Annotated in this window: 21 protein-coding genes and 1 pseudogene; 7 read left to right on the plus strand and 15 right to left on the minus strand. The window is 63.7% G+C overall.

The genetic code is table 11. The features are described from left to right. The first annotated feature begins 10 nt into the window (after positions 1-10). The 5 genes from ACH196_RS30315 to lexA all read left to right on the plus strand — a co-directional run bounded on the left by ACH196_RS30315 (position 11) and on the right by lexA (position 4,495). A complete protein-coding gene (locus ACH196_RS30315) occupies positions 11-1,093 on the plus strand; it encodes an ABC transporter permease (RefSeq protein ID WP_396650596.1) in 1,083 nt (360 codons plus the stop codon). Beyond that, the gene (gene nikC, locus ACH196_RS30320) at positions 1,090-1,983 is read left to right on the plus strand and encodes a nickel transporter permease (RefSeq protein ID WP_396650577.1); all 894 of its coding nucleotides are present in this window, start codon (positions 1,090-1,092) and stop codon (positions 1,981-1,983) included. The genes ACH196_RS30315 and nikC overlap by 4 nt, the downstream gene beginning before the upstream one ends. After that, complete coding sequence (locus ACH196_RS30325; RefSeq protein WP_396650578.1) at positions 1,980-2,816, plus strand: ABC transporter ATP-binding protein; 837 nt, start codon at positions 1,980-1,982, stop codon at positions 2,814-2,816. The genes nikC and ACH196_RS30325 overlap by 4 nt, the downstream gene beginning before the upstream one ends. After that, the gene (locus tag ACH196_RS30330) at positions 2,813-3,601 is read left to right on the plus strand and encodes an ABC transporter ATP-binding protein (protein ID WP_396650579.1); all 789 of its coding nucleotides are present in this window, start codon (positions 2,813-2,815) and stop codon (positions 3,599-3,601) included. Before ACH196_RS30325 ends, ACH196_RS30330 begins: the two co-directional genes overlap by 4 nt. A gap of 177 nt (positions 3,602-3,778) precedes the next feature. Continuing rightward, positions 3,779-4,495, plus strand: coding sequence for a transcriptional repressor LexA (lexA, locus tag ACH196_RS30335; protein ID WP_396650580.1), 717 nt, complete (start codon positions 3,779-3,781; stop codon positions 4,493-4,495). Here the strand turns inward: lexA and ACH196_RS30340 are convergent. Continuing rightward, positions 4,489-7,050 carry a ComEC/Rec2 family competence protein gene (locus ACH196_RS30340; protein WP_396650597.1) on the minus strand — a complete coding sequence of 854 codons (2,562 nt, stop codon included), beginning with the start codon at positions 7,048-7,050 and terminating at the stop codon, positions 4,489-4,491. The genes lexA and ACH196_RS30340 overlap by 7 nt on opposite strands. A gap of 158 nt (positions 7,051-7,208) precedes the next feature. Here ACH196_RS30340 and gltX point away from each other — a divergent pair, with 158 nt between their 5' ends. Beyond that, positions 7,209-8,633, plus strand: coding sequence for a glutamate--tRNA ligase (gltX, locus tag ACH196_RS30345; RefSeq protein ID WP_396650581.1), 1,425 nt, complete (start codon positions 7,209-7,211; stop codon positions 8,631-8,633). Positions 8,634-8,813: 180 nt separating this feature from the next. Further along, positions 8,814-10,103: a citrate synthase gene (gene gltA, locus ACH196_RS30350; protein WP_396650582.1), complete on the plus strand. Its 1,290-nt coding sequence runs from the start codon at positions 8,814-8,816 to the stop codon at positions 10,101-10,103. 42 nt (positions 10,104-10,145) lie between these two features. Here gltA and ACH196_RS30355 read toward each other — a convergent pair whose 3' ends face one another. From ACH196_RS30355 to ACH196_RS30420, 14 genes and pseudogenes are all read right to left on the minus strand, one after another. Next, on the minus strand, positions 10,146-11,318 hold the full coding sequence (locus tag ACH196_RS30355) for a lipid-A-disaccharide synthase (protein ID WP_396650583.1): 1,173 nt from the start codon (positions 11,316-11,318) through the stop codon (positions 10,146-10,148). After that, positions 11,315-12,214: an LpxI family protein gene (locus tag ACH196_RS30360; RefSeq protein ID WP_396650584.1), complete on the minus strand. Its 900-nt coding sequence runs from the start codon at positions 12,212-12,214 to the stop codon at positions 11,315-11,317. The genes ACH196_RS30355 and ACH196_RS30360 overlap by 4 nt, the downstream gene beginning before the upstream one ends. Continuing rightward, positions 12,189-13,022 carry an acyl-ACP--UDP-N-acetylglucosamine O-acyltransferase gene (gene lpxA / locus ACH196_RS30365; protein WP_396650585.1) on the minus strand — a complete coding sequence of 278 codons (834 nt, stop codon included), beginning with the start codon at positions 13,020-13,022 and terminating at the stop codon, positions 12,189-12,191. Before lpxA ends, ACH196_RS30360 begins: the two co-directional genes overlap by 26 nt. Positions 13,023-13,033: 11 nt before the next feature. Beyond that, positions 13,034-13,501, minus strand: coding sequence for a 3-hydroxyacyl-ACP dehydratase FabZ (fabZ, locus tag ACH196_RS30370; RefSeq protein WP_396650586.1), 468 nt, complete (start codon positions 13,499-13,501; stop codon positions 13,034-13,036). Further along, the gene (gene lpxD / locus ACH196_RS30375) at positions 13,494-14,549 is read right to left on the minus strand and encodes a UDP-3-O-(3-hydroxymyristoyl)glucosamine N-acyltransferase (RefSeq protein WP_396650587.1); all 1,056 of its coding nucleotides are present in this window, start codon (positions 14,547-14,549) and stop codon (positions 13,494-13,496) included. The genes fabZ and lpxD overlap by 8 nt, the downstream gene beginning before the upstream one ends. A 46-nt stretch (positions 14,550-14,595) precedes the next feature. After that, on the minus strand, positions 14,596-16,974 hold the full coding sequence (bamA, locus tag ACH196_RS30380; RefSeq protein WP_396650588.1) for an outer membrane protein assembly factor BamA: 2,379 nt from the start codon (positions 16,972-16,974) through the stop codon (positions 14,596-14,598). Positions 16,975-17,194: 220 nt separating this feature from the next. Then, positions 17,195-18,334, minus strand: a complete 1,140-nt coding sequence (gene rseP / locus ACH196_RS30385; protein WP_396650589.1) for an RIP metalloprotease RseP — start codon at positions 18,332-18,334, stop codon at positions 17,195-17,197. Positions 18,335-18,439: 105 nt separating this feature from the next. Further along, positions 18,440-19,270 (minus strand): phosphatidate cytidylyltransferase, encoded by an 831-nt coding sequence (locus ACH196_RS30390; protein WP_396650590.1) that lies wholly within the window; start codon positions 19,268-19,270, stop codon positions 18,440-18,442. A gap of 11 nt (positions 19,271-19,281) precedes the next feature. Further along, positions 19,282-20,010: an isoprenyl transferase gene (locus ACH196_RS30395; RefSeq protein ID WP_396650591.1), complete on the minus strand. Its 729-nt coding sequence runs from the start codon at positions 20,008-20,010 to the stop codon at positions 19,282-19,284. Positions 20,011-20,022: 12 nt separating this feature from the next. Continuing rightward, a complete protein-coding gene (gene frr / locus ACH196_RS30400; protein ID WP_396650592.1) occupies positions 20,023-20,583 on the minus strand; it encodes a ribosome recycling factor in 561 nt (186 codons plus the stop codon). Positions 20,584-20,622: 39 nt separating this feature from the next. Continuing rightward, the gene (gene pyrH, locus ACH196_RS30405) at positions 20,623-21,339 is read right to left on the minus strand and encodes a UMP kinase (RefSeq protein ID WP_396650593.1); all 717 of its coding nucleotides are present in this window, start codon (positions 21,337-21,339) and stop codon (positions 20,623-20,625) included. Between the two features lie 128 nt (positions 21,340-21,467). Next, positions 21,468-22,391 carry a translation elongation factor Ts gene (gene tsf, locus ACH196_RS30410; protein ID WP_396650594.1) on the minus strand — a complete coding sequence of 308 codons (924 nt, stop codon included), beginning with the start codon at positions 22,389-22,391 and terminating at the stop codon, positions 21,468-21,470. A 122-nt stretch (positions 22,392-22,513) separates the two neighbouring features. Continuing rightward, complete coding sequence (rpsB, locus tag ACH196_RS30415) at positions 22,514-23,314, minus strand: 30S ribosomal protein S2 (protein WP_396650595.1); 801 nt, start codon at positions 23,312-23,314, stop codon at positions 22,514-22,516. A 294-nt stretch (positions 23,315-23,608) separates the two neighbouring features. Continuing rightward, positions 23,609-23,868, minus strand: a pseudogene (locus tag ACH196_RS30420) (hypothetical protein); the annotation flags it as partial.

Consider the following 23,868-nt stretch of genomic DNA (forward strand, 5'->3'; position numbering starts at 1 on the left):
GAGAGGACGGATGTCTTTGGTGGGGAGGGGGGCGGATGTCGGTTGTGCGCTCCCCCCCCCCCCCCCCCCCCCCCCCGGCGCCGAGATCGCCTATGAAGTCTTCCGCTTCCTCGGCATCCTGATCCTGACCCTCATCGGCCTCATCTTCATAACCTTCCTGATCGGACGCGTGGTGCCGATCGATCCCGTCCTGGCCGTCCTGGGCGACCGCGCCCCGCCCGAAGCCTATGAGCGGGTGCGGCAGGAACTCGGCATAGACTTGCCCGTCTACCAGCAGTTCTGGATTTACCTGCTGAAGGTCGTGCGCGGCGATTTCGGCACCTCGGCAATGACGTCGCAGCCGGTGCTCTACGATCTCGGACAGTTCTTTCCCGCGACATTGGAACTCGCCACCGCCGCAACGCTGATCGGCGTCGTCATCGGCATTCCGCTTGGCGTCATCGCCGCCACCAACCGGGGCCGCTGGATCGATCATTTGACCCGGGTCATCGGCCTGGTCGGCTATTCCATCCCGATCTTCTGGATGGGACTGATCGGCCTGCTTGTCTTTTATTCCTGGCTCGACCTCGTCGCCGGCCCCGGGCGTTTGGACATCGCCTATGACGGGCTGGTCGAGCCCGTCACCGGGCTGATCACCATCGACAGCGCGATGTCCGGGGATTGGGACGTATTCTTCAACGCCCTTTCCCACCTTATCCTGCCGGCAAGCCTGCTCGGCTATCTCACGCTCGCCTATGTTTCACGCATGACACGCAGCTTCATGCTGGCGCAGTTGAACCAGGAATACATCCTGACCGCGCGCGCCAAGGGCATGACCGAGCGCCGCGTGGTCTGGCGTCACGCGCTCGGCAACATCGTCGTGCCGCTGATTACCGTCGTGGCGCTGAGCTACGCTTCGCTGCTGGAGGGGGCCGTGCTGACCGAGACGGTGTTCGCCTGGCCCGGACTTGGCCTCTACATCACCCGCTCGCTGTTCAATGCGGACATGAACGCCGTGCTTGGCGGAACCATGCTGATCGGCGCGATCTTCGTCTGCCTCAACGTCTTCTGCGACATGCTTTACCGGCTGCTCGACCCGAGGGCGCGGACATGACCGCGCGCGACTGGCTGCTCACCGACACGCCCGGTTCGCGCCGTCAGGCCTCGTTCGGCCACTGGTATCGCAACTGGCTGGCTTTTCGAGGCAATCCCTTGGCCATGGTCGGCTTCGCGATCGTGCTGGCGCTGATCCTTGTCGCAGTGCTGGCGCCGGTGCTGCCGCTGCAGTCGCCGACCTTGCAGTCGCTCTCGACACGACTGCAGCCGCCGAGCGCCGAGCACTGGTTCGGCACCGACGAACTCGGCCGCGACATCCTTTCGCGCGTCGCCTGGGGCGCGCGGATCACACTTACCATCGTCATCATGGTGGTGGTGATCGTGGTGCCGATCGGCCTGCTGATCGGTACCATCTCCGGCTACATCGGCGGGGCGGTCGACGTTGTGCTGATGCGCATCACCGACATTTTTCTCGCCTTCCCACGGCTGATCCTGGCGCTCGCCTTCGTCGCGGCGATCAAGCCGGGGCTGGAAAGCGCCATCATCGCCATCGCCCTCACCTCCTGGCCGCCATATGCCCGTATCGCACGCGCCGAGACGATCACCGTGCGCAACGCCGATTTCGTCAAGGCTGCCCGCCTGCAAGGTGCTTCCCGCTTCCGCATCATCTGGCACTATATCGTACCGCTTTGCACCGCCTCGGTGATCGTGCGCATGACGCTCGACATGGCGGGAATCATCCTGACCGCCGCCGGCCTCGGCTTCCTCGGCCTCGGCGCCCAGCCGCCGACGCCGGAATGGGGCGCCATGATCTCCACCGGCCGCGACTACCTGCTCGACCAATGGTGGGTGGCGACGATCCCCGGCATCGCCATCTTCGTCGTCAGCCTCGGCTTCAACCTGCTCGGCGACGGCCTGCGCGACGTGTTGGACCCGAAGCGCTCATGAGCGAACCGATCCTCAACGTCGAGAATTTGCGAGTCACCTTCCCGACCTATCAGGGTTTTATGGACGTGGTTCGCGGCGTCAGCTTTTCGCTTGGCCGCGAAAGATTGGGCATTGTCGGCGAATCCGGCTCCGGCAAGTCGCTCACCGGCCGCTCGATCATGCGGCTCGTCCCGCCGCCCGGCCGCGTCAGCGCCGACCGGCTTTCCTTCATGGGCCTGGACCTGCTCCAGGTGCCTGCAAAGGAGATGCCGAAGATCCGTGGCAAGCGGATATCCATGGTGCTGCAGGATCCGAAATTCTCGCTCAACCCGGTGATGACGGTCGGCCAGCAGATCGAGGAGGCGTTCCGGCTGCATGTCGCCAGGGATCGCAAGCTTGCCCGTGCGAAAAGCATCGAGGCGCTGAAGGCGGTAAAGATCCGCGACCCGGAGGCGGTCTACCACCTCTATCCGCACCAGCTATCCGGCGGCATGGGCCAGCGCGTGATGATCGCCATGATGCTCATCCCTGAACCGCAATTGCTGATCGCCGACGAGCCGACCTCGGCGCTCGACGTAACCGTGCAGCTCCAGGTGTTGGCGATCCTCGACGACCTCGTACGCGAGCGCGGCATGAGCCTGATCCTCATCAGCCACGACCTCGGCATGGTCTCGGCCTTCTGCGACCGCGTGATGATCATGTATGCCGGCAAGGTGGTCGAAACCGTCAAGGCGAGCGACCTCCACCGGGTCCAGCATCCCTATGCAAAAGGCCTGCTCGCTTCCTCGCCGCGCCTTGGCGACGACCGGCCGGAACTGCCCGTCCTGCAACGCGACGCGAGCTGGGCAAGATGACCGCGCCGATGATCGCGATCGAAAATCTAGGCATCAGCTTCGGCAAAGGCGCGCGCCGGCTCGATGCCGTGCGCGACGTTTCGCTGGCCGTGGCCGAGGGCGAGGCGTTCGGGCTGGTGGGCGAATCCGGATCGGGCAAGTCGACGGTGCTGAACGCCGTAGCGGGCCTGATCGCCGACTATTCCGGAACGATCCGCATCGGCGGAAACGCGGTCGCGCCGGCGCGCAGCCATGCGCAGCGGCGGCTGATCCAGATGGTTTTTCAGGACCCCTACGGCTCGCTCCACCCGCGTCACACCGTCGACAAGGTGCTGTCGGAACCGGCGCGCATCCATGGGCTGTCCGACGTGGAAAAGCGCGTCGAACGCGCGCTTTCAGATGTCGGACTGAAACCCGAACACCGTTTTCGGTTTCCGCACCAGCTTTCCGGCGGCCAGCGCCAGCGCGTGGCGATTGCCCGCGCCATCATCCTGGAGCCACGCGGTCTTCTCCTCGACGAACCGACCTCGGCGCTCGACGTCTCCGTTCAGGCGGAAGTGCTCAACCTCTTGCGGCGCCTGCGACGCGAGCGTGGCTTCACCACCATCATGGTCAGCCACAATCTGGCTGTCGTTTCCTACATGTGCGACCGCGTCGCGGTGATGAACCGAGGCCGCATCCTCGAGACCCTGACCAGCGCCGACCTGGCCGCCGGACGGTTCGAGCATGCCTATACGCGGCAACTTTTCCGGGCGAGTTCTGGCTATGACCGTGAGTTGCTGGGCGATTTGTGGGAAGAGGCCTGATATCCACGATCTCCTCCGCGGCAACCGGGCCAAGTCTCGACCGGAGAGCACCGACGCATGATTTTGATTTCTTGGTTGCCCGGATCTTAACCCGATATTTAACGGTTGCGGAACACAACTGGAACAGATAGTGTTTGTTCTGGTTTTGTTTTTGGTGCGATTCTTGATGGGGCCGAGATGCTGACACGCAAGCAACACGAACTCCTGCTTTTCATCCACGAGAGATTGAAGGAGTCCGGTATTCCGCCCTCCTTCGACGAAATGAAGGAAGCCCTTGATCTGGCGTCGAAATCCGGCATTCACCGGCTGATCACGGCGCTGGAGGAACGCGGGTTCATTCGCCGGCTGCCGAACCGGGCGCGGGCCCTTGAAGTGCTCCGACTGCCCGATTCGATCGCCCCCGGCTTGAATGCAGCCCGGAAATTTTCACCAAGCGTGATCGAGGGTAGTCTTGGCAAGCGGTCGGCCGAACCGTCCCGCACTCCCTCCGCCGGCAATGACGATGTCGGTTCCGGGATCACGATCCCCGTCATGGGCCGCATCGCGGCCGGTGTGCCGATCGATGCGATCCAGCATCGGACGCATTCCATATCGGTGCCGCCCGAAATGCTGTCCGGCGGCGAACACTACGCGCTTGAGGTCAAGGGCGACTCGATGATCGAGGCGGGCATCCTCGATGGCGACACGGTGATCATCCGCAATGCCAATACAGCCACGCCCGGTGAGATCGTCGTGGCACTGGTCGACGACCAGGAAGCGACGCTGAAACGCTTCCGCAGGAAGGGCGCATCAATCGCACTGGAAGCGGCCAACCCGGCTTACGAGACGCGCATCTACGGCCCGGACCGGGTCCGGGTGCAAGGCAGGCTGGTTGGCCTGATCCGGCGCTACTGATTTTCCGTCGGCGCTTGGGCGGGCATCTTGCGCTGGTAGGGCGGAAGCCCGCGGGCCTCGCGGGAGAATATGCGGTTGCTGTGCCACGGGCGATCGGCGGAGCCGATGGCAAAGTGAACCTCGGCGGCATCGTCACTGCCCAGAGACAGGTAGACCGCTGCGCTTCCGTGGCGGGCGAGTTCTCGCTTTGTAACGACGGCGACGGCAGGATTTGCGCATTTCAACGGCACGGTCGCGTCGTCGAGGATTATGACGCCGGCAAAGGAACAGGCGATCCTGGCTTCCTCTGGGTCTGACGTATGAATGATCGCGGCTCCGGATGGATGCCAGCCGAGGCAGGTTATGTCGTCGCACAGGAAGGCACGGACTGAATCGTCCGCGGCGCTCTCTTCGAAGGAAGCAGCCGTGAAATTGTCGGCATTCGGGCCTTGAACTGAAGCTACCAGCCTTGTCGACAAGGACGCGTCGGACGAAGTGACGTTGCCGCTATTGCCATATCCGTTGCCTTTCTGACCTCCAGTCTCCACCGTTTCACTTGCGATCGAGGCTATCGGCGGATCCGGTCCAAAATCCTTCGTCGGCTTATGAAGACCGTCGGCCTGCAAGGTTCGTTTCCAGTTCTCCGCCGTGAAGACATTTGGCCGCGGCCTGTTGACCGCCATCAGCCTCTCGCCGGTGAGAAACCCCACCAGTCGGGCGTCCTCCGACACCAGCACGTCAGGCGTGCGCGTGGCGCCCAGCGTCAAAAGACCGGCGAGCGCAAACGGCAACGCGAGAAGCCGCAGCCAGGTTGTTGCGACGGTCGCGACGATCAGGGCAATAGTCAGGAGAACCACGGATTTTCCCGATATCAGCCCGACCGCATCGATCGGCGAGCGCGCGGAAAACCATTTCGCGACCTCGATCATCGCGGTGATCCCCTTGCCCATCACGTCGAGGAACGGCCCGTCGAAGCCGAACGGCATGGCGACAGACGCGAGCACCGCAAAGGGTACGACCAGCAGCGACACGATCGGCATCGCGGCCAGATTGGCGGCGAGGCTGAGCGGCGCGATCCGCTGAAAGTGATAGGCGCCGAAGGCCGCCGTTGCGAGACCGGCGACCAGGGAGGTGAGCAGCAACCCGACGACAAGCGCGCAGGCACGCCGCGCCGCAAGCGAAACCAGGCCTCTTCTGGGATGAAATGATCCGGTGCCGCTGCGTCGTTCTGTCCAGAAGGCGTACGCTCCGACAAGCGCCGCGGTCGCGGCAAAGGACATCTGGAAGCTTGGGCCAATGACCTCGTGCGGGGTGATCGCCAGCACGATGATCGCCGAGATCGCCAGATTGCGCATTGTCAGCGCCGCCCGATCGAAAATCAGCGCGATCAGCATGACGGCAAGCATCAGGAAACTGCGCTGCGCCGCGACCTCGCCGCCGGAAATGGCGAGATAAGCGGCGATGGCGGCGAGACCGGCCAGTGCAGCATATTTCCGGACCGGACGGCGCGACGAGATGCCGGGGAAAAGCGCGAATCCGGCCCTCAGCGCGCCGATGACCACGCCGGCGACAAGCGCCATATGCAGGCCGGAGATCGAGATGATATGGTAGAGGCCGGTACGGCGCAAAGCCTCGCTGACGTCGTTCGGGATTCCGGCGCGCACCCCGACGACCAGCGCGGCAGCGATTTCGCCCTCGGCGCCGCCGATGCGCTGCCGGATGCGTGCGGCGATGTCGTTTCGGGCATTCTCGATGAGCGTGCCGATCCGGTCGGCGAATCCCGGATCCGGCCGCGGGACCAGTTCCGGTCCCTTCATGAAATAGCCGCTCGCGCCGATGCCGTCGAAATAGCTCTCGAAGGAGAAATCGTAGCTGTCGGGGCGCACCGGCCCGGAGGGCGGCCGCAGCCGGACGAGGCCATTGACGATGGAACCCGCCTCGATGCCCGCCGGCGCCTTGCGAGCGGTCGCGCGGATACGGTCGGGTGCATAGCGAAGTTTCGGCCGCTCGGTCGCCATCAGATCAATGGTCAGCCGGGCGCGGCCGTTGGACAGCGGTTCGATGCTGACGACGCGCCCGGTGATGCGGGTCGACACATCGCCGCCGAGCATTTTGGTGCCCATGCGCCAGGTTTCGCCCTTGGCCAGCAGGATGCCGCAGAAGGTCAGCATAACCGCCAGTGCCGTCAGTTGCGGAATGCGTCCGCGCGGCAAAAAGGCCGCCGAAGCAACGGAGGCTAACAGACCGGCCGAAATCGATAGGAAACCCGGTTCGAAGGGCAGACCGAAATATACGAAGGCGCCGGCAGCGAGAAATACCGGGACGAGCAGAAACAGCGTCCCGCGCTCCCCTTCAAGCGTAGCCGCGTATTGCAGGACGACGGCCGCCCGGGCCGCCATGACGGGTACGGGCGGCAAGGTTTTTCCCGCGCGCGACCACTGCTCGATCCAGGTCCGGCGCGCAGGCACGACGACAAGCTCGCGGGATGTCGCGGGGACAGAGCGGGCCGCGGCCTCCATGTCCATCTTGCGGAACAGGAACCGTTCGTTCAGATCGCCTGCCGACACCTCCGACATGGCTTTCACTCAACCGGCGCCAAGGTTTTGCGGCGCATCGTGCAAGGCTGCGACTGCGCCCTTGCACCCCCGACCTTCTATGCTACATGAACGCCAATCTTTTTCCATGCACCGTCGGCGCGGACGCGCGGGGCGGTCTTCTTCCTTCGGAAATCTTTATGTCCCGCCCCGTCGTCACACGTTTTGCCCCCTCGCCCACCGGCTACCTCCATATCGGCGGCGCCCGCACCGCGCTGTTCAACTGGCTCTACGCCAAGCATACCGGCGGCCAGATGCTTCTCCGCATCGAGGATACGGATCGCGAGCGTTCCACCGACGCGGCGACGGCGGCGATCCTCGACGGGCTGACCTGGCTGGGCCTGAAATGGGACGGCGAGCCGATTTCGCAGTTCGAGCGCGCGCCGCGCCACCGCGAGGTGGCGGAGCAACTCGTCCGCATGGGCAAGGCTTACTATGCCTACGAGACCCCCGCGGAACTCGATGCCATGCGCGAGAAGGCGCGCGCCGAGGGCCGTCCGCCCCGCTATGACGGCAGTTGGCGCGACCGCGATCCGGCGCAAGCGCCGGCAGGCGTCAAGGGCGCCATCCGCATCAAGGCGCCGCATGAAGGCGAAACGATCGTCCGCGACCGCGTTCAGGGCGACGTGCGCTTCCCCAACAAGGATCTCGACGATTTCATCATCCTTCGTTCGGACGGCAATCCGACCTACATGCACGCGGTCGTCGTCGACGATCACGACATGGGCGTCACCCATATCATCCGCGGCGACGACCATCTGACCAATGCCGCGCGCCAGCAGGTCATCTACGACGCGATGGGATGGGAAGTGCCGGTCATGGCGCATATCCCGCTGATCCATGGCGCCGACGGAGCAAAGCTGTCGAAACGGCACGGCGCGCTCGGCGTCGAGGCCTACCGGTCGATGGGCTACCTGCCCGCCGCGCTGCTGAACTATCTGGCGCGCCTCGGCTGGAGCCATGGCGACGACGAAGTCATGTCGATGGACGACATGATCCGCTGGTTCGAGATCGAGGACGTCAACCGGGGCGCCGCACGTTTCGACTTCCAGAAACTGGAGGCGCTGAACGGCGTCTACATGCGGCGGATGGACGACGGCGCACTCACCGATATCCTCGTCGCCACACTGCCGCATCTGTCGACATCAGGCCCGCTCGCGGCGGGGCTGGACGATGACCAGAAGGCGAAACTTGCCGCCGCGATGCCGGGTCTCAAGGAGAGGGCCAAGACACTCGTCGAACTGGCCGACAGCGCTTCATATCTGTTTGCGACGCGGCCGCTGGCGATCGACGACAAGGCCGCGGTGCTGCTCGGCGAACGTCCGCGAACTGTGCTCGCTGGGGCGTGGTCCGCGCTCAAGAATGTCGGGGGAGACTGGACGGCGCAGACGACGGAGGCGGCGATCCGAGACTTCGCGGCGGCTCACGGCCACAAGCTTGGTGCGGTGGCGCAGCCTCTGCGCGCCGCCCTGACGGGGCGCAGCACGTCCCCCGGCGTGTTCGATGTACTGGCCGTGCTGGGACGCGAGGAAAGCTTGGCACGCATTGGAGATCAAATCGATTAGCATTTCCCTGGTCCTATCGAGAGCCATTGAAACCGTCCTGTTGCGGTGCAACATTGCGGCCACATCAGACTTTTCGCGGAACCGAGCCGGGAGCAGGATCGTCATTCTCATTTCGGCTTCTCTTCCGTTTGGCGGCGTTGCCTCGCCGCTATCCCGAATTCATAGCAAAGGGGTATCCGTATGAGCGAATCCACCGCCAGACTGGAATTCAACGGCAAGACGCACGAGCTGAAGGTTCGATCGGGCACCGTCGGTCCGGATGTGATCGACATTGCCGCGCTCTACAAGGATACCGGCGCCTTCACCTACGACCCAGGCTTCACGTCGACGGCGAGTTGCGACTCGGAAATCACCTTCATCGACGGCGACGAAGGCGTGCTGCTGCATCGCGGTTATCCGATCGACCAGTTGGCCGAGCACAGCGACTTCCTCGAAGTCTGCTACCTGCTGCTCTACGGCGAACTGCCGACCAAGTCGCAGAAGGACGATTTCGACTATCGCGTGACCCGCCACACCATGGTGCACGAGCAGATGTCGCGCTTCTTCACAGGCTTCCGCCGGGACGCGCATCCGATGGCGGTGATGTGCGGCGTGGTCGGGGCGCTGTCGGCCTTCTATCATGACTCGACCGACATCTCGGACCCGCACCAGCGCATGGTCGCGTCGATCCGGTTGATCGCCAAGATGCCGACGATTGCCGCCATGGCCTACAAATACCATATCGGCCAGCCGTTCATCTATCCGAAGAACGAGCTGAACTTCGCCGCCAACTTCCTGCACATGTGCTTCGCGGTACCGTGCGAGGAATACAAGGTGAACCCGGTGCTGGCGCGCGCCATGGAACGCATCTTCATCCTGCATGCCGACCACGAGCAGAACGCCTCGACCTCGACCGTTCGCCTCGCCGGTTCGTCCGGCGCCAATCCCTTCGCCTGCATCGCGGCCGGCATCGCCTGCCTGTGGGGCCCGGCGCATGGGGGCGCCAACGAGGCGGCGCTGAACATGCTGGGCGAGATCGGCACTGTCGACCGCATCCCGGAATACATTGCCCGTTCGAAGGACAAGGACGATCCGTTCCGGCTGATGGGCTTTGGCCACCGCGTCTACAAGAACTACGATCCGCGCGCCAAGATCATGCAGAAAACCGCGCATGAGGTGCTCGGCGAGCTCGGCATCAAGGACGATCCGCTGCTCGACATCGCCATCGAGCTCGAGAGGATCGCGCTGACCGACGATTATTTCATCGAGAAGAAGCTCTACCCGAACGTCGACTTCTATTCGGGCATCACGCTGAAGGCGCTCGGCTTCCCCACCACCATGTTCACCGTGCTGTTCGCCGTCGCGCGCACGGTCGGCTGGATTTCGCAGTGGAAAGAGATGATCGAAGATCCGCACCAGAAGATCGGCCGGCCGCGCCAGCTTTACACCGGTCCGACGATCCGCGATTTCGTGCCGATAGCGAAGAGATAGGGCAGTCGGAAATAGGCAGTCGGCAGTAGTGAAAGATACTGCCTACTGCCTACTGCCTACTGCCTTCAACACCACTTCCGCCGCCAGTTCCCCCGACGGCTTCTCGGTTCGCATCCGCCGCGCCACTTCGGCGAAACCGTCCTTCTGCCAGGCGCGCATTCCCGTGTCGGCAAACAGCGCTTCCAGATCGCGCGCCAGATGCTCGGGACGGACGTAGAAATTGTAGAACTCCGGCACGATCGAACGGTCGGCGATGATGTTGGGCAGCAGCGCCGACCAGACCGTGACCAGATGCTGGAACAGCCGGCCGACCGCGTCGACCTTGTAGCAGGAGACGAATGGTACGCCGGCAAGGGCGAGTTCGAGCGAGACGGTTCCCGAGGCAATCAGCGCGGCGTCGGCTTCCCCGAAGGCCTGCCACTTGCGTTCCGGGTCGAGGATGATCTCCGGTCTGTCCGGCCAGTCGGATGTGGCCTTACGCACAATCTCCGCGACATGCGGCACGGTCGGCAAGGACAGCTTCAGTCGATGCCCGCGCGCCCTCAGCCGCGCAAGCGTCTCGCCGAACGGACTAAGCAGCGCGCTAACTTCGCTGCGGCGCGATCCCGGCAGGACGAGCAGGTTGCGCGGCTCGCCCGGTGGGGAAACCTGCCGTTTCTTCTGCATGTGGGCAGCAATCGCGATGCCCGGATCAGTGGTCAGCCTGTGGCCGACAAAAGTACCCGGCGGACCCGCCAGCCGTTCGAGTTCGGCCGGCTCGAACGGCAGCAGGCAAAGGATATGATCGACATACGGCCGCATCGCCGGCGCCCGGCCGGGCCGCCACGCCCATACCGACGGGCAGACATAGTGGACGATCGGAATACTGGGATCGGCGGCGCGCACCTTGCGGGCGACACGCAGCGAAAACTCCGGACTGTCGATGGTGACAAGACAATCCGGCCTGGCCGCAACGATGGCGCGGGCCGTCTGGCCGATGCGTCGGATCAGCCTCGGCAGGTCGCGTAAAATCGCCCCTACCCCCATCAGCGCGATCTCGGAAGCATCGAACAGGGAGCGCAGGCCGAGCGATTCCAGATGTCGCCCGCCGGTGCCCATGAGTTCCACGTCGCGGCCCGAGGCGCGGCGCAGCGCTTCGATCAGATCATGGCCAAGGAGGTCGCCCGACTCTTCGCCGGCGATCACCGCGATCTTGAGCGGACGCCCAGCGGTCATGCCGGTCCGCCTTGCGGCAGGCCGATCACGAACAGGCCGAGGGCATCGGCGCGCGCCACCAGTTCGGTGCTGTCGAGCACAAGCGAGCGGCCAGCCTCGACGCCGATGCCGGCCAAACCCGCCGCGTGCGCTGCCTCGACCGTCATGGGACCGATCGACGGCAGGTCGGCGCGCAGTTCCTGCCCAGGCTTGGCGCATTTCACCAGCACGCCACGGGTCTTGCCCGCCAGGCGGCCATGCCCGCGCAGGTCGCGCACGCGCTGCAGCATGCCGTCCGTTCCCTCGACGCCCTCGACCGCGATCACCCTGCCACCGATCGACACCGTTCCCTGTCCGATATCGAGCGCGCCGATGGTCCGCGCGGCGGCGTAAGCGGCGTCGAGATCGGCTCTGTCGGATTTGAGGGGTTTGGCGCGGGTCATCGGGCCTTCGGCCGCAAGCAGGTCCGGCACGATCTCATGCGCGCCGACGACACGAAACCCTTCGCTCTCGATCCCCTTCACGAGGATGCGCAACAGCCCGTCATCGCCGCGCGCCAAGGCTGTGAGTACTTTTGCCAGATGGCGGAACAGCGAGAAACTGGGACGTATCTCCCGCCAGGCAGGCCGCCGGCTTATGCCGCCCGCCAGCACGACGTGGGTCACGCCGCGGCGTCTCAGGCGCGGGGCCATTTCGGCGAACTCGCCAAGGCCGATCTCATCTGTTTCGAAAGCGGCGAATGCCGCGCCGTTGTCAGCCTCACCACGCACCCGCAACACCAGCGGCGGATGCCCATGCATGGCCAGGCTTTCGGCTATATTGACGGGCAGTCTTCCACTGCCGGCGACGACTGCGACCTTATCGGCCGGACCAAGCTCGACCAGCGGCCGGCTAGTCCTGGTCGTCGGCGTCGTCATCGGCCGCCCCTTTCAGCGGCGGAAGGGTAAATTGCCTCTTGCCGCGCGCGGTGAGGAAGTCGATGACCTTCATCGCATAGACGGAGTCCGCAAACTTTTCCCGCGCCGCCTCGATATTCTCGGCAAGCGGGTGCGTGCGGTCAAAGAGCATCCTGTAGGCCTGCCGCAGCTTGAGGATTTCGGCCTTCGGAACGCCGGATCGCTTCATGCCGACAACGTTCATGCCGCGCAGCGTCGCGCGGTTGCCGCCGACCATCGCATAAGGAATGACGTCACCAAGGATCATCGAGCCGCCAGCGATAAAAGCGTTGTGGCCGATCCGCGTGAACTGATGAATCGCGCTCAGGCCGCCGATGCCGACGAAGTCGCCGACTTCGATATGGCCGGCAAGCGTTGCCCCGTTGGTCATCGTCACATTGTTGCCGATCGCACAGTCATGGGCGATGTGGACATAGGCGAGGAAATGCCCATTGTCGCCGATCGTCGTAGCGCCACGGCCGAAATCGGTGCCGGTGTTTATGCTCACGAATTCGCGGATGATGCATTTGTCGCCGATCGTCAGCGTCGTGCGGCCGCCCTTGTGGCCGGTGCTTTGCGGCGGCCCGCCGAGAACGGCCTGCGGGTGAATGGTGCAGTCGCTGCCGATCGTCGTCGCGCCGGTAATGACGACGTGGCTGATCAGCCGCGTGCGCTCGCCGAGCACCACCTCCGGTCCGACGTGACAGAAAGGCCCGATATGCGCGCCGGCACCGATGCTGGCGCCCGGTTCTACAAGTGCCTGCGGATGGATGAATGTGTCGTTCTGCATAATCTTCCGGTTCAGGAGGGCGAGTTCGCGATCATGGCGGATATTTCGGCCTCCGCCGCCTTCGCCCCGTCGACCAGCGCTTCGCAGGCGAAACGCCAGATAGTGCCCCGCTGCTTCAGTTTTTTCACGTGGATTTCAAGCCGGTCTCCCGGCACGACCGGTCTGCGGAACTTCGCGTTGTCGATGGTCATGAAATAGACGATCGCCGGCGTATCCGAGCCTCGGTTGCGGATGCAGATGGCGCCAGCCGTCTGCGCCATGGCCTCGACGATGAGAACACCCGGCATCACCGGCTGGCCGGGAAAATGGCCTTGGAAATGCGGTTCGTTGATCGACACGTTCTTGATGCCGACAGCCGAATTGTCGCCGTCGATATCGATGATCCTGTCCACCAGAAGGAACGGATAGCGATGCGGCAGAAGCTTCATGACGCCGAGAATATCGACCGCTTCCATCGCTGCGGGAGCCGCGTCAGCCATCGTCCTGCTTCCTCCCCTTGGGCTTCGCGAGCTTTGCCAGAACAGCCACCTCGCGCATCGCCTGACCGATCGGCTTGGCCGGATAACCCGCCCAGATTTCGCGCGCCGGGACGTCATGCATGAAGCCGCTGCGCGCTGCAAGCTGTGCGCCGCTGCCGATGGTGAGATGGTCGGCGATGCCGACGCCGCCCGCGATCATGACGTTGTCGCCGATCGTCACCGAGCCGGATACACCGGACAATCCGGCGATCACGCAGTTGCGGCCGATGCGGACGTTGTGCGCAATTTGCACGAGATTGTCGATCTTAGTGTTCTCGCCAATCACCGTGTCGCCGAGCGCGCCGCGGTCGACCGCCGAATTGGCGCCGACCTCGACATCGTCCTGGATAACCACGCGGCCAATCTGCGGAATCCGCTCGGGGCCGGATTTTCCGAACGCGAAACCGAACCCGTCCTGACCGATCTTGGCGCCGGCATGGATGATCACGCGGTCGCCGAGCAACGCGTACTGGACGACGGCGTTCGGACCCACGTAAGAATTGCGGCCGATCTTGCAGCCGCGCCCGACGACGGCGTTCGGAGCAATGATGGTGCCGGCGCCGATCTCGACACCGGCGGAAACGACCGCGCCCGCCTCGACCACGACGCCCTCTTCAAGGCGGGCCGAAGGATCGACATGAGCCCTGGCCGAGACGCCGGTCTCGCCGGTCACGGTTCCCGGGGATGCGGCATCCGGGTAGAGCAGCCGGCCGACCATCGCAAAGGCGTATTGCGGCCGGGACGTAACCAGGACCGCGATTCCAGCCGGCGTCCGGTCGGCGACATCCTCTGTGCACAACACTGCCGCAGCCGACAGTCCGTCCATCAACGCCGCGTTGCGTTTGCCCTCGACGAAAACCAGCGACCCGTCGCCGCCGACGGATGCGGCGGCGATCGAGCCTATCTGGACGTTGGCAAGACTGGCGGTCCTGATCTCGGCGCCAGTCAGCGCCGCGATCTCCGCCGCCGAGTAGCGCCGCGCCGCCACGAAGAATTCAGTATCGGACATGCGGGCCTTCAGATCCGGGCTGCCGTGCCCGGAACAGTCATTTCATCTACCAGCGGGTGGACATGCCGAAGTTGAAATTCTGCTCTTGGTCGTTGTCGTGCTTGACCACAGGGAGGGCATAGTCGACGCGCAGCGGACCGAAGGGCGAGGCCCAGATCAGGCTCGCACCCACCGAAGCACGCCAATCCATTCCATCGCCTGCGACGTCCGAAACGACGCTGCTGGAAATGCTGTTGCCGAAAAGCGTCGCCGCATCCGCAAAGACCGCGCCGCGAAGCCCGAAACTTTCGGGAATGACCGGCACAGGGAATTGCGCTTCAAGAGTCGCGTTCAAATACGTCGTGCCGCCGATATGATCCTTGTCACTCGTCCCATCGTCGTAGGGACCGATGCCGTTGTACTCGAAGCCCCGGATCATACGATCATTGCTCTGGAACTGATCGAAGATACGCAGATTGGACTCACTTCCGTAACCGGCGATGTAGCCGCCGCCGGCCAGCGCCATTCCAACGATATCGTATTCTTCCGAAAGCGTTTTGTAGTACGAACCCCGAGCGGTGACTTTTACGTATTTGGCGTCACCGCCGATGCCCGCGAACTCGCCCGTAAGGGTCGCATAGATACCGGAATGTGGGGTCTTCATGTCGTCGATGGTGTTGTAGATCAACGACTGCGAGATTGACGACTTGTACCACGGGCTGTCTTCCGCACCCTCAATGATCGCATTCGAAATGCCGCACGGATTGGTATCCGGTGGGGCGTTCGGCTCGCAATCGTCGTCGAGCTCATACTTTTCCTGCTGGAAAGTATAAGCCGTCTGCGTGGTCAAAGCCTGGGTGATCGGCAAGCCGAAGCGCACGGTCGCGCCGGTCGTCTCGGTGTCATAGTCGTCGTAGTTGCGCGTGTTCCGGAAGATGTCGAAACCGGCGGCAATACGGCGCCCGAGGAAATAAGGCTCGGTGAAGGAGAAGGTGAAGTCTCGCGAATCTTTGCCCACGCCCGCGGCGAAGCGGATGAACTGGCCGCGGCCGAGGAAATTCCGCTCGGTGATCGAACCTTCGACGGACGGTCCGGGAGAGTCGCCGCCCGTCGTGTAACCGGCGCCGATCGACAGTTCGCCCGTCGACTTTTCCACCACATCGACCACCAGGATGACCTGATCCGGCTCGGAACCGGGGGCGGTGGAAATGTCAACGCGCTCGAAGAAATTCAGAGCTTCCAGCCGCCGCTTGGCGCGCTGGACCAGAACCTGGTTGAAGGCGTCGCCTTCGCTCAGATCGAACTCGCGACGAATGACGAAGTCACGCGTGCGCGCGTTGCCGCGGATCTCGATGCGCTCGATATAAGTACGCGGCCCCTGGTCGATCGCGTAGGTCACCGAAATCGTGTGGTTCTCGAAATTGCGGTCGCCGCGCGGCGTCACCTGGGCAAAGGCATAGCCCTGGCCGGCAACCCGTTCGGTCAGCGCAATGATCGTATCCTCGACGTTCTTCGCATTGTAGACGTCGCCGGCATGGGTCTCGATCACCGACTGCAACTCTTCGGTGTTGACGTCCGGGATCGTGCTGTCGACCGTGATGTCACCGAAGGTGTAGCGGTCACCCTCTTCCACGGTGATGGTGATCGTATACTGGTTCGACGCCTCGTCGAGCTCGCCGAATGCCGATACGACGCGGAAATCCGCATAGCCGCGGTTGAAATAGAAGCGGCGCAGCAATTCCTCGTCGGCGCGCAGCCGATCCTCGTCATAGATGTCGTCGCGCATCAGGAACGACAGGAAGTTGGAGCGCTTGGTGGCGATGACGTCGGACAGGCGGCGATCGCCAAAGGCGTTGTTGCCGACGAAATTGATCGCGGCGATCTTGGTGCGATCGCCTTCCTGGATGTTGAAGACGACGTTCACCCGGTTGTCGCCGAGGTCGATGACCTGTGTGGTCACCGTCGCGTCGTCGCGGCCGACCCGGCGATAGGCTTCGCGAATCGCCTCGGCGTCAGCCTCCATCGTGGCGTCCGAGAACGTGCCGCGCGGCTTCAACTGGACCGCGCCGGCAAGCGGAGCGTCCTTGATCTTCTTGTTGCCCTGGAACAGGACCTGGTTGACCACCCGGTATTCCGAGACCTCGACGACCAGCGTCGATCCGACCTGGTTGATCTTGACGTCGGAGAACAGGCCCGTCCCGAAGAGCCGCTTCACGGCTTCGTCGATGTCGGCGCTGGAGAAAGATTTGCCGGGCGTGATTCCGGTCTGGCTGCGGATCGTATCCGCTTCGACACGCTGGTTGCCACGCACTTCGATACGGCTGACGACAGCCGCTTCGGCAGTGGAAATCGTCGCCATCTGCATCACGACAGCGCTTGGAGCGGCAATCGCCGCTGAAAGGGCAATCGCCGACGCGGCGCCCAGAAACTTCGATACTGCCTTCATCGGGCTCAAATTACCTTTTTCTCGTAGTCCCCACGGCGAGAAAACCGGACGTCGCGGACATTTTCGCCTACGGTATTAACCGGATTTTCCCTATACGCAAGGCTTCTGGTTAACCACCGTTTACTTCGCAGCCAGCCGTGACATTGGTGTCACGCCAATTGGTCGTCATGGTAAACGATGCCGTAACATCCTTACCCCGGAGTCGATTTTCGTTGACAAATCAGCATCCGAACAGGTCGTTCCAGAACACGAACACCATGAAACCCAGAACAATGAACATTCCCGTTCGGTAGACAGCCTCCATCATCCGTTCCGACGCCGGGCGGCGAAATACCGCTTCGTAGGCGTAGAAGACAAGGTGCCCGCCGTCCAGCGGGGGAATTGGCAGAAGGTTAAGGATGCCGATGCCGACCGATAGAAGGGCCACCAGTTGCACCAGCCACTCGAAGCCTGCCTTCGCCGCCTTCCCGGCCATCTCCGCTATTCGAATCGGTCCGCCGAGCTGGCATTTGTCTTCACGGCCAACGACAAATCGTTTTAAAAATTGACCCGTGCGCACGATGATGTGGCCGGTTTCATCCACCGCTTCCAGCAGCGCACCGCCCGGACTGTAGGCAATATGCCGCGGCTGCCCGAGTTCCTCATTGTTGACCACGCCGATCGCGCCGATTTTCACGACGTTGCCCAGGGCGTCCTTTTGTTCGAACAGTTCGGGGGTCGCAGTCAGCGTCCTTTCCGTGCCGTCGCGAAGAATTGTGAAGACGATCGAATCCCCTGCCCGGCCCGACACCAGGCGCTGCACGTCACCAAAGGTAGTGACAGGTGTTCCATCCACCGAGACGAAGCGGTCGCCCGGCATGAAGCCTGCTCTTTGCGCCGGGCTGTCGGCGCGAACCTCGGCAACCATCGGCTCGACGACGTAGCGGCCATAGGCCGCAAACAGCACCGCGAAAACAGCAATCGTCAGCAGGAAGTTGAAGGCCGGTCCCGCGAACACCGTCAACGCGCGTTTCCACACCGGCTGGGTGTGGAAGGCTATCCTGCGCTCTTCCGGCGACAGGTTCTTCTCGACCTCCGGGTCGGGCGTGCTGGTGACGCTCATGTCGCCGACGAATTTCACGTAGCCGCCGAGCGGGATGGCGCAGAGCTTCCAGCGCGTGCCGCGACGGTCGTTGAAGCCGAAAAGTTCGGGGCCGAAGCCGATCGAGAAGGCCTGGACGCCGATGCCGCACCAGCGGCCGACGAGGTAGTGCCCCATCTCGTGCACGAACACGACCACGGTGAGCACGAAAAGGAACGGCACGATGGTGCCAAGCAGGAATCCTTGCGTGCCGAAGACGGCCGACAGAATCTCGTTCAAGTCACACCCTTTTCGCGGACGATACGGCCGCGTCCGTTAGCGCTATGGAGCGATGGCGGCGAATCGAAGGCTTTTTCAAGCCGCCGCCGAATAGCCCGGCACGCATCATCGGGCAAACAGCCCCAGTGCCGGCCGATCGGCATCACCAAGCGCCCAGCCGATGAGGTAGAGGGTGAAAGCCGCTGCCACAAGGCCGTCGACACGGTCCATCACGCCGCCGTGACCGGGAATGATCCAACCCGAATCCTTTACGCCGTGCCTGCGCTTGACCCACGATTCGAACAGGTCGCCAGCCTGTGAGACGACCGACAGCAACGCTGCTACGAGGGCAAGCAGCCAGAGGTTGGAGAGTCCCACACCCAAGCCTAGGAGCACGCCTGCAATCACCCCCGCGACCATTCCGCCCAGCGCGCCGCTCTGGGTCTTTCCAGGCGAAATCGCCGGCGCCAGTTTCGGGCCACCGACAGCGCGGCCGACAAAATAGGCAAAGATATCGGTCGCCCAGACAACGGCGAACAGAAACAGGATGGCGATCAACCCGGCCTTGTCGCCTCCGCGCAGGAGGGCCAGCGATACGCCGGACAGCGACGCATAGGCAAATCCGGCAGCGGCCCATTGGTCTTGCCTACGACTCGCGGAGAAGGCGGCGAGCAGGACGACAACCGCGACGGCCAGGCCAAGCAGGACCAGCGCCGGCAGGCCGATTGCGATCGCCACGGCGAAAATCAGCAGGAGGGCATCGGCAACGATGCCGAACCCGCCCCGCGGCCATTCGCCGCCGGCCGCCGGCCGCGCCATCCGCGACCATTCGTAGAATATCGCCACCGCGATCACCGCCGCCAGCACCCGAAACGGCAAGCCGCCGAACCAGGTAATCGCCAGCACGACGGCGGCGAGGACCAGCGCCGACACGATCCTCAGTTGGAGATTGCTCATACCCGCACCAGTCAGGCGCTGGAGGAGACGACATCGCGCTCGATGCGCCCGCCGAACCGCCGCTCCCGCACGCTGAACTGGCGCAGCGCGTCCTCGAACTGCTCGGGCGTGAAATCCGGCCAGAAGCAGGGAAGGAAGATCAGTTCGCTGTAGGCCGCCTGCCAGAGCAGGAAATTCGAAAGCCGAATCTCGCCGCTGGTGCGGATCACCAGGTCCGGATCGGGTATGCCGTTCGTGTCGAGCGCCTCGGAAACGGTCTCCTGGGTGATGGAGGCGGGGCTGGTGCGCCCGGCCTCGACGTCTGCAGCGATCTTGCGCATCGCCCGCATGATCTCGTTGCGGCTGCCATAGTTGAAGGCGATGACGAGGTTGAGCGCGCGGTTGCCGACAGTCAGTGATTCGGCCTCTTCGAGCAGCAACCTGATGTCGGGCTGAAGGTCGTCGCGCTCGCCGATCACCCGCACCCGCACGCCCGAACGGTGCAATTCCGCCAGATCGCGGCGGATGAAGAGTTTCAGCAAGCCGAGCAGGTCGCTGACCTCGGCCTGCGGCCGCGACCAGTTCTCCGAGGAAAAGGCATAGACGGTCAGCCATTCGATGCCGAGCCTCGACGCCGTCTTCACCGCCTGCCGCAGCGCCTCGACCCCCGCCCGATGGCCGGCGAGCCTGGGCAGGCCCCTCGCCTTCGCCCAGCGGCCATTGCCGTCCATGATGATCGCGACATGCGCGGGCGTGGTCATGGGCTCGGCGCCTCAGACGTGCATGATTTCGGCTTCCTTGCCGGAAAGCAGGCTGTCGATGGTCGAGATGGTATCGTCGGTCATCTTCTGGACGCGCTCCGACTGCTTGCGGTGCTCGTCTTCGCCGATGTCGCCATCCTTCTCCGCCTTCTTCAGATGGTCCATGCCGTCGCGGCGGACATGCCGGGCCGCGACCTTGGCGTTCTCGGCGTATTCGTGCGCCTTCTTGACCAGGTCCTTGCGACGCTGCTCGTTGAGTTCCGGCAGCGGGATGCGCAGCGTGGTGCCGTCCATGATCGGGTTGAAGCCGAGATTGGATTCGCGGATGGCGCGGTCGACGGCATTGACCATCGACTTGTCCCACACCGATACCGAGATCATGCGCGGCTCCGGAACCGAGATCGTCGCGACCTGCGACACCGGCATGGTCGTGCCGTAGGCCGAGACCATGATCGGGTCGAGCAGGTTGGCGGAAGCGCGACCGGTGCGTAGCGATGCGAGGTCATGCTTGAACGCGGAGATCGCCCCGTCCATGCGGCGCTGGATGTCGTTGAAATTTGCCCCGTTCGTCATCGTTTCACTCCTTGATCCACCCTCGACACAATTTCCGGGTCAATCGGCGACGATCGTGCAATGGCCTCCGCCATTCAGAATTTCGCCGAAGCCGCCTTTTTCGTGGATCGAATACACAATTATCGGGATGTTGTTTTCACGCGCAAGGGCAATCGCCGCCGTGTCCATGATCGCCAGGCCTTTCCGGATGACCTCGCCGTGGCTGATGCGGTCGTAGCGCACCGCCGTCGGGTCCTTCTTCGGGTCGGCAGAGTAGACGCCGTCGACCTGAGTGCCCTTGAACAGCGCGTCGGCGCCGATCTCGGCGGCGCGGAGTGCGGCGGCCGAATCGGTGGTGAAGAACGGATTGCCGGTGCCGCCGGCGAAGATCACCACCTTGCCGGCGTCCATGTAAGCGGTCGCCTGGCGCTGGGAAAAACTCTCGCACAGTTCCGGCATGGCGATGGCCGAAAGCACCACCGCGTCGACGCCGATCTTGACCAGCGAGGTGCGCAGCGCCAGCGAGTTGATGACGGTGGCCAGCATGCCCATATGGTCGCCGGTGACGCGGTCGCCACCCTTCGACGCGACGGCCACGCCGCGAAAAATGTTGCCGCCGCCGATGACTACGCCGACCTCGACGCCGAGCGCCCGCGCCTCGGCGATGTCGGAGGCGATACGGTCGACCACGGAGACGTCGATGCCGAAATGCTGCTCGCCCATCAGCGCCTCGCCGGAAGCCTTCAGCAGGACGCGTTTGTAGAGAGGCTTGGCCATCGAATTCCTCGAAATGTCTCGTAAATCCGCCGTCGGCACAGCGACTGGCCGATGCGGAGTCCCGATACACGAAGGGCGCCGCGATGTCACGCGACGCCCCTTGTTGAAAGTCGGCAGTCTTCGAAGGCTTACTTCTTGACGGCCGCCGCGACCTCGGCGGCGAAATCCGACTTGTCCTTCTCGATGCCTTCGCCCAGGGCGAAACGCACGAAGCCGGTAATCTTGGCCGACGCGCCGATCTCCTTCTCGGCTTCCTTCAGCGCCTTCTCGACCGTCAGGTCGGGATTGATCACAAAAGCCTGCTTGAGGAGCACGACCTCCTCGTAGAACTTGCGCAGGCGGCCCTCGATCATCTTCTCGATGACGTTGTCCGGCTTGCCGGACTCGCGGGCCTGCTCGGTGAAGATCGCCTTTTCGCGGGCAACCGCGACAGGGTCGACTTCTTCCGCCGTCAGCGCCAGCGGGCTGGTGGCGGCGACATGCATGGCGACCTGCCGGCCGAAGGCGCGCGCCGCGTCCGCATTGCCGGCGGTCTCGATGGCCACCAGCACGCCGAGCTTGCCGAGGCCGTCGGCGACCGCGTTGTGGACGTAGGTCGCGACGGTGCCGTGCTCGACCGACAGCTTTGCCGCGCGGCGAAAACTCATGTTCTCGCCGATCGTGCCGACCGCGTCCTTGATCGTCTCGGCGACCGACTTGTCCGAATGCGGATAGTTCGCATTGGAGATGGCGTCATGGTCCGGGCCGAAGGCCAGCGCGACCTTGGCGACGTTGCTGACAATCTCCTGGAAGGCGGCGTTGCGGGCGACGAAATCGGTCTCCGAATTCACTTCGACGACGACGGCCTCGCGCAATCCCGAATCGACGCCGATCAGGCCCTCGGCCGCGGTGCGGCCGGCCTTCTTGTCGGCCTTCGAAATGCCCTTGGCGCGCAGCCAGTCGACAGCGGCCTGCATGTCGCCATTGGTTTCGGCAAGCGCCGCCTTGCAATCCATCATGCCCGCGCCGGTGATCTCGCGGAGCTCTTTAACCTGTGCTGCAGTAATGCTCATCTTCGCCTCTTTGCTTCTTAAAATGCGCTGGCGCACCATCGGATTATCGACGATGCGCCTGACGCCGGCACGACAAGCGTGCCCAATTCAGTGGAGACAGGCCCTTTCGAGCCCGAAGGGCCTCAGGCCTGGGCGGCCGAGTCGTCGGCCGGAGCCTGCTCGGCCGGAAGCTCTTCCAGCACCGGCTCGACCGGAGCCTCTTCCGCAGCGCCGATGTCGATGCCGAACGAGCCCTGCTGGCGTGCGATGCCGTCGATCGCCGCCTTGGCGATGAGGTCGCAATAGAGCTGGATGGCGCGCGCCGCGTCGTCGTTGCCGGGGATCGGGAAGTCGATCTTCTCCGGATCGCAGTTCGAATCGATGACGGCAACGACCGGGATGCCGAGACGCTTGGCCTCAAGGATGGCGATCGCTTCCTTGTTGGTGTCGATCACGAACATCAGGTCCGGCGTCGAACCCATGTCCTTGATGCCGCCCAGCGCCTTGTCGAGCTTTTCGCGCTCGCGCTGCAGGTTCAGCAGTTCCTTCTTGGTCAGGCCGCTGCCTCCGCCCGAAAGCAGCTCGTCGAGCTTGCGCAGCCGCTGGATCGAATTCGAGATCGTCTTCCAGTTGGTCAGCATGCCGCCGAGCCAGCGGGAGTTGACGTAATACTGCGCCGAACGCTGCGCGGCGTCGGCGACAATGTCGGCCGCCTGGCGCTTGGTGCCGACGAACAGCACGCGGCCGCCGCGCGACACGACGTCGGAAACCTGCTTCAGCGCCTGGTGCAGCAGCGGCACCGTTTGGCTGAGGTCGATGACATGGATGTTGTTGCGGGCGCCAAAAATATAGGGCGCCATTTTCGGGTTCCAGCGGTGGGTCTGGTGTCCGAAGTGAACGCCAGCTTCCAAAAGCTGACGCATGCTGAAGTCAGGCAGAGCCATTCAAAGTTCCTTTCCGGTTGGCCTCCACGGACACAGGCGAGAGAAAGGATTTTCGCTCGCCACCGGAGGTTTCAGCCGGATTTCTCCCGGGCAGACACCAAAGTCCGTGTGTGGAATGGCGCGGCATATAGAGGGGGAAGCTTTGAAATGCAAGCCGTCGCGGCTCGGCTGCGGAACAATCGCCTGAATTCCGATGGAGTCCCGCTTGATTTACGGCATACCTCGTTCTCGCCAGACCGCGAAAAATCCACGCCGGCAATCGATTCCTCGTTTTGTGGCGTCCGGCCACCGCCGTCACGACGTATTCCTGCGCGGCGGCTCCAGCGTGTAATACGCCATCGCATTGGCGTGGGCCAGGATCTCGTCGACCTCACGGATGTTCTTGCGTTTCGGAGCGTCGGGATCGAAGCGCGGCAATCTTCCGCCCGGCGGACGCCCGCGCCGCAGCGGCGAAAAACGCCGGAACCGGACCGGACCCGGCTCGCCGCCTGCTGCCGCGGCGTCACGGGCCGCCCTGTCCCGTGCAAGGCCTGCGTCGTTGCGCGCCTTCCAGC

The sequence above is a fragment of the Mesorhizobium sp. IMUNJ 23232 genome (assembly GCF_044326205.1).
In the GTDB taxonomy this organism is placed as follows: domain Bacteria; phylum Pseudomonadota; class Alphaproteobacteria; order Rhizobiales; family Rhizobiaceae; genus Kumtagia.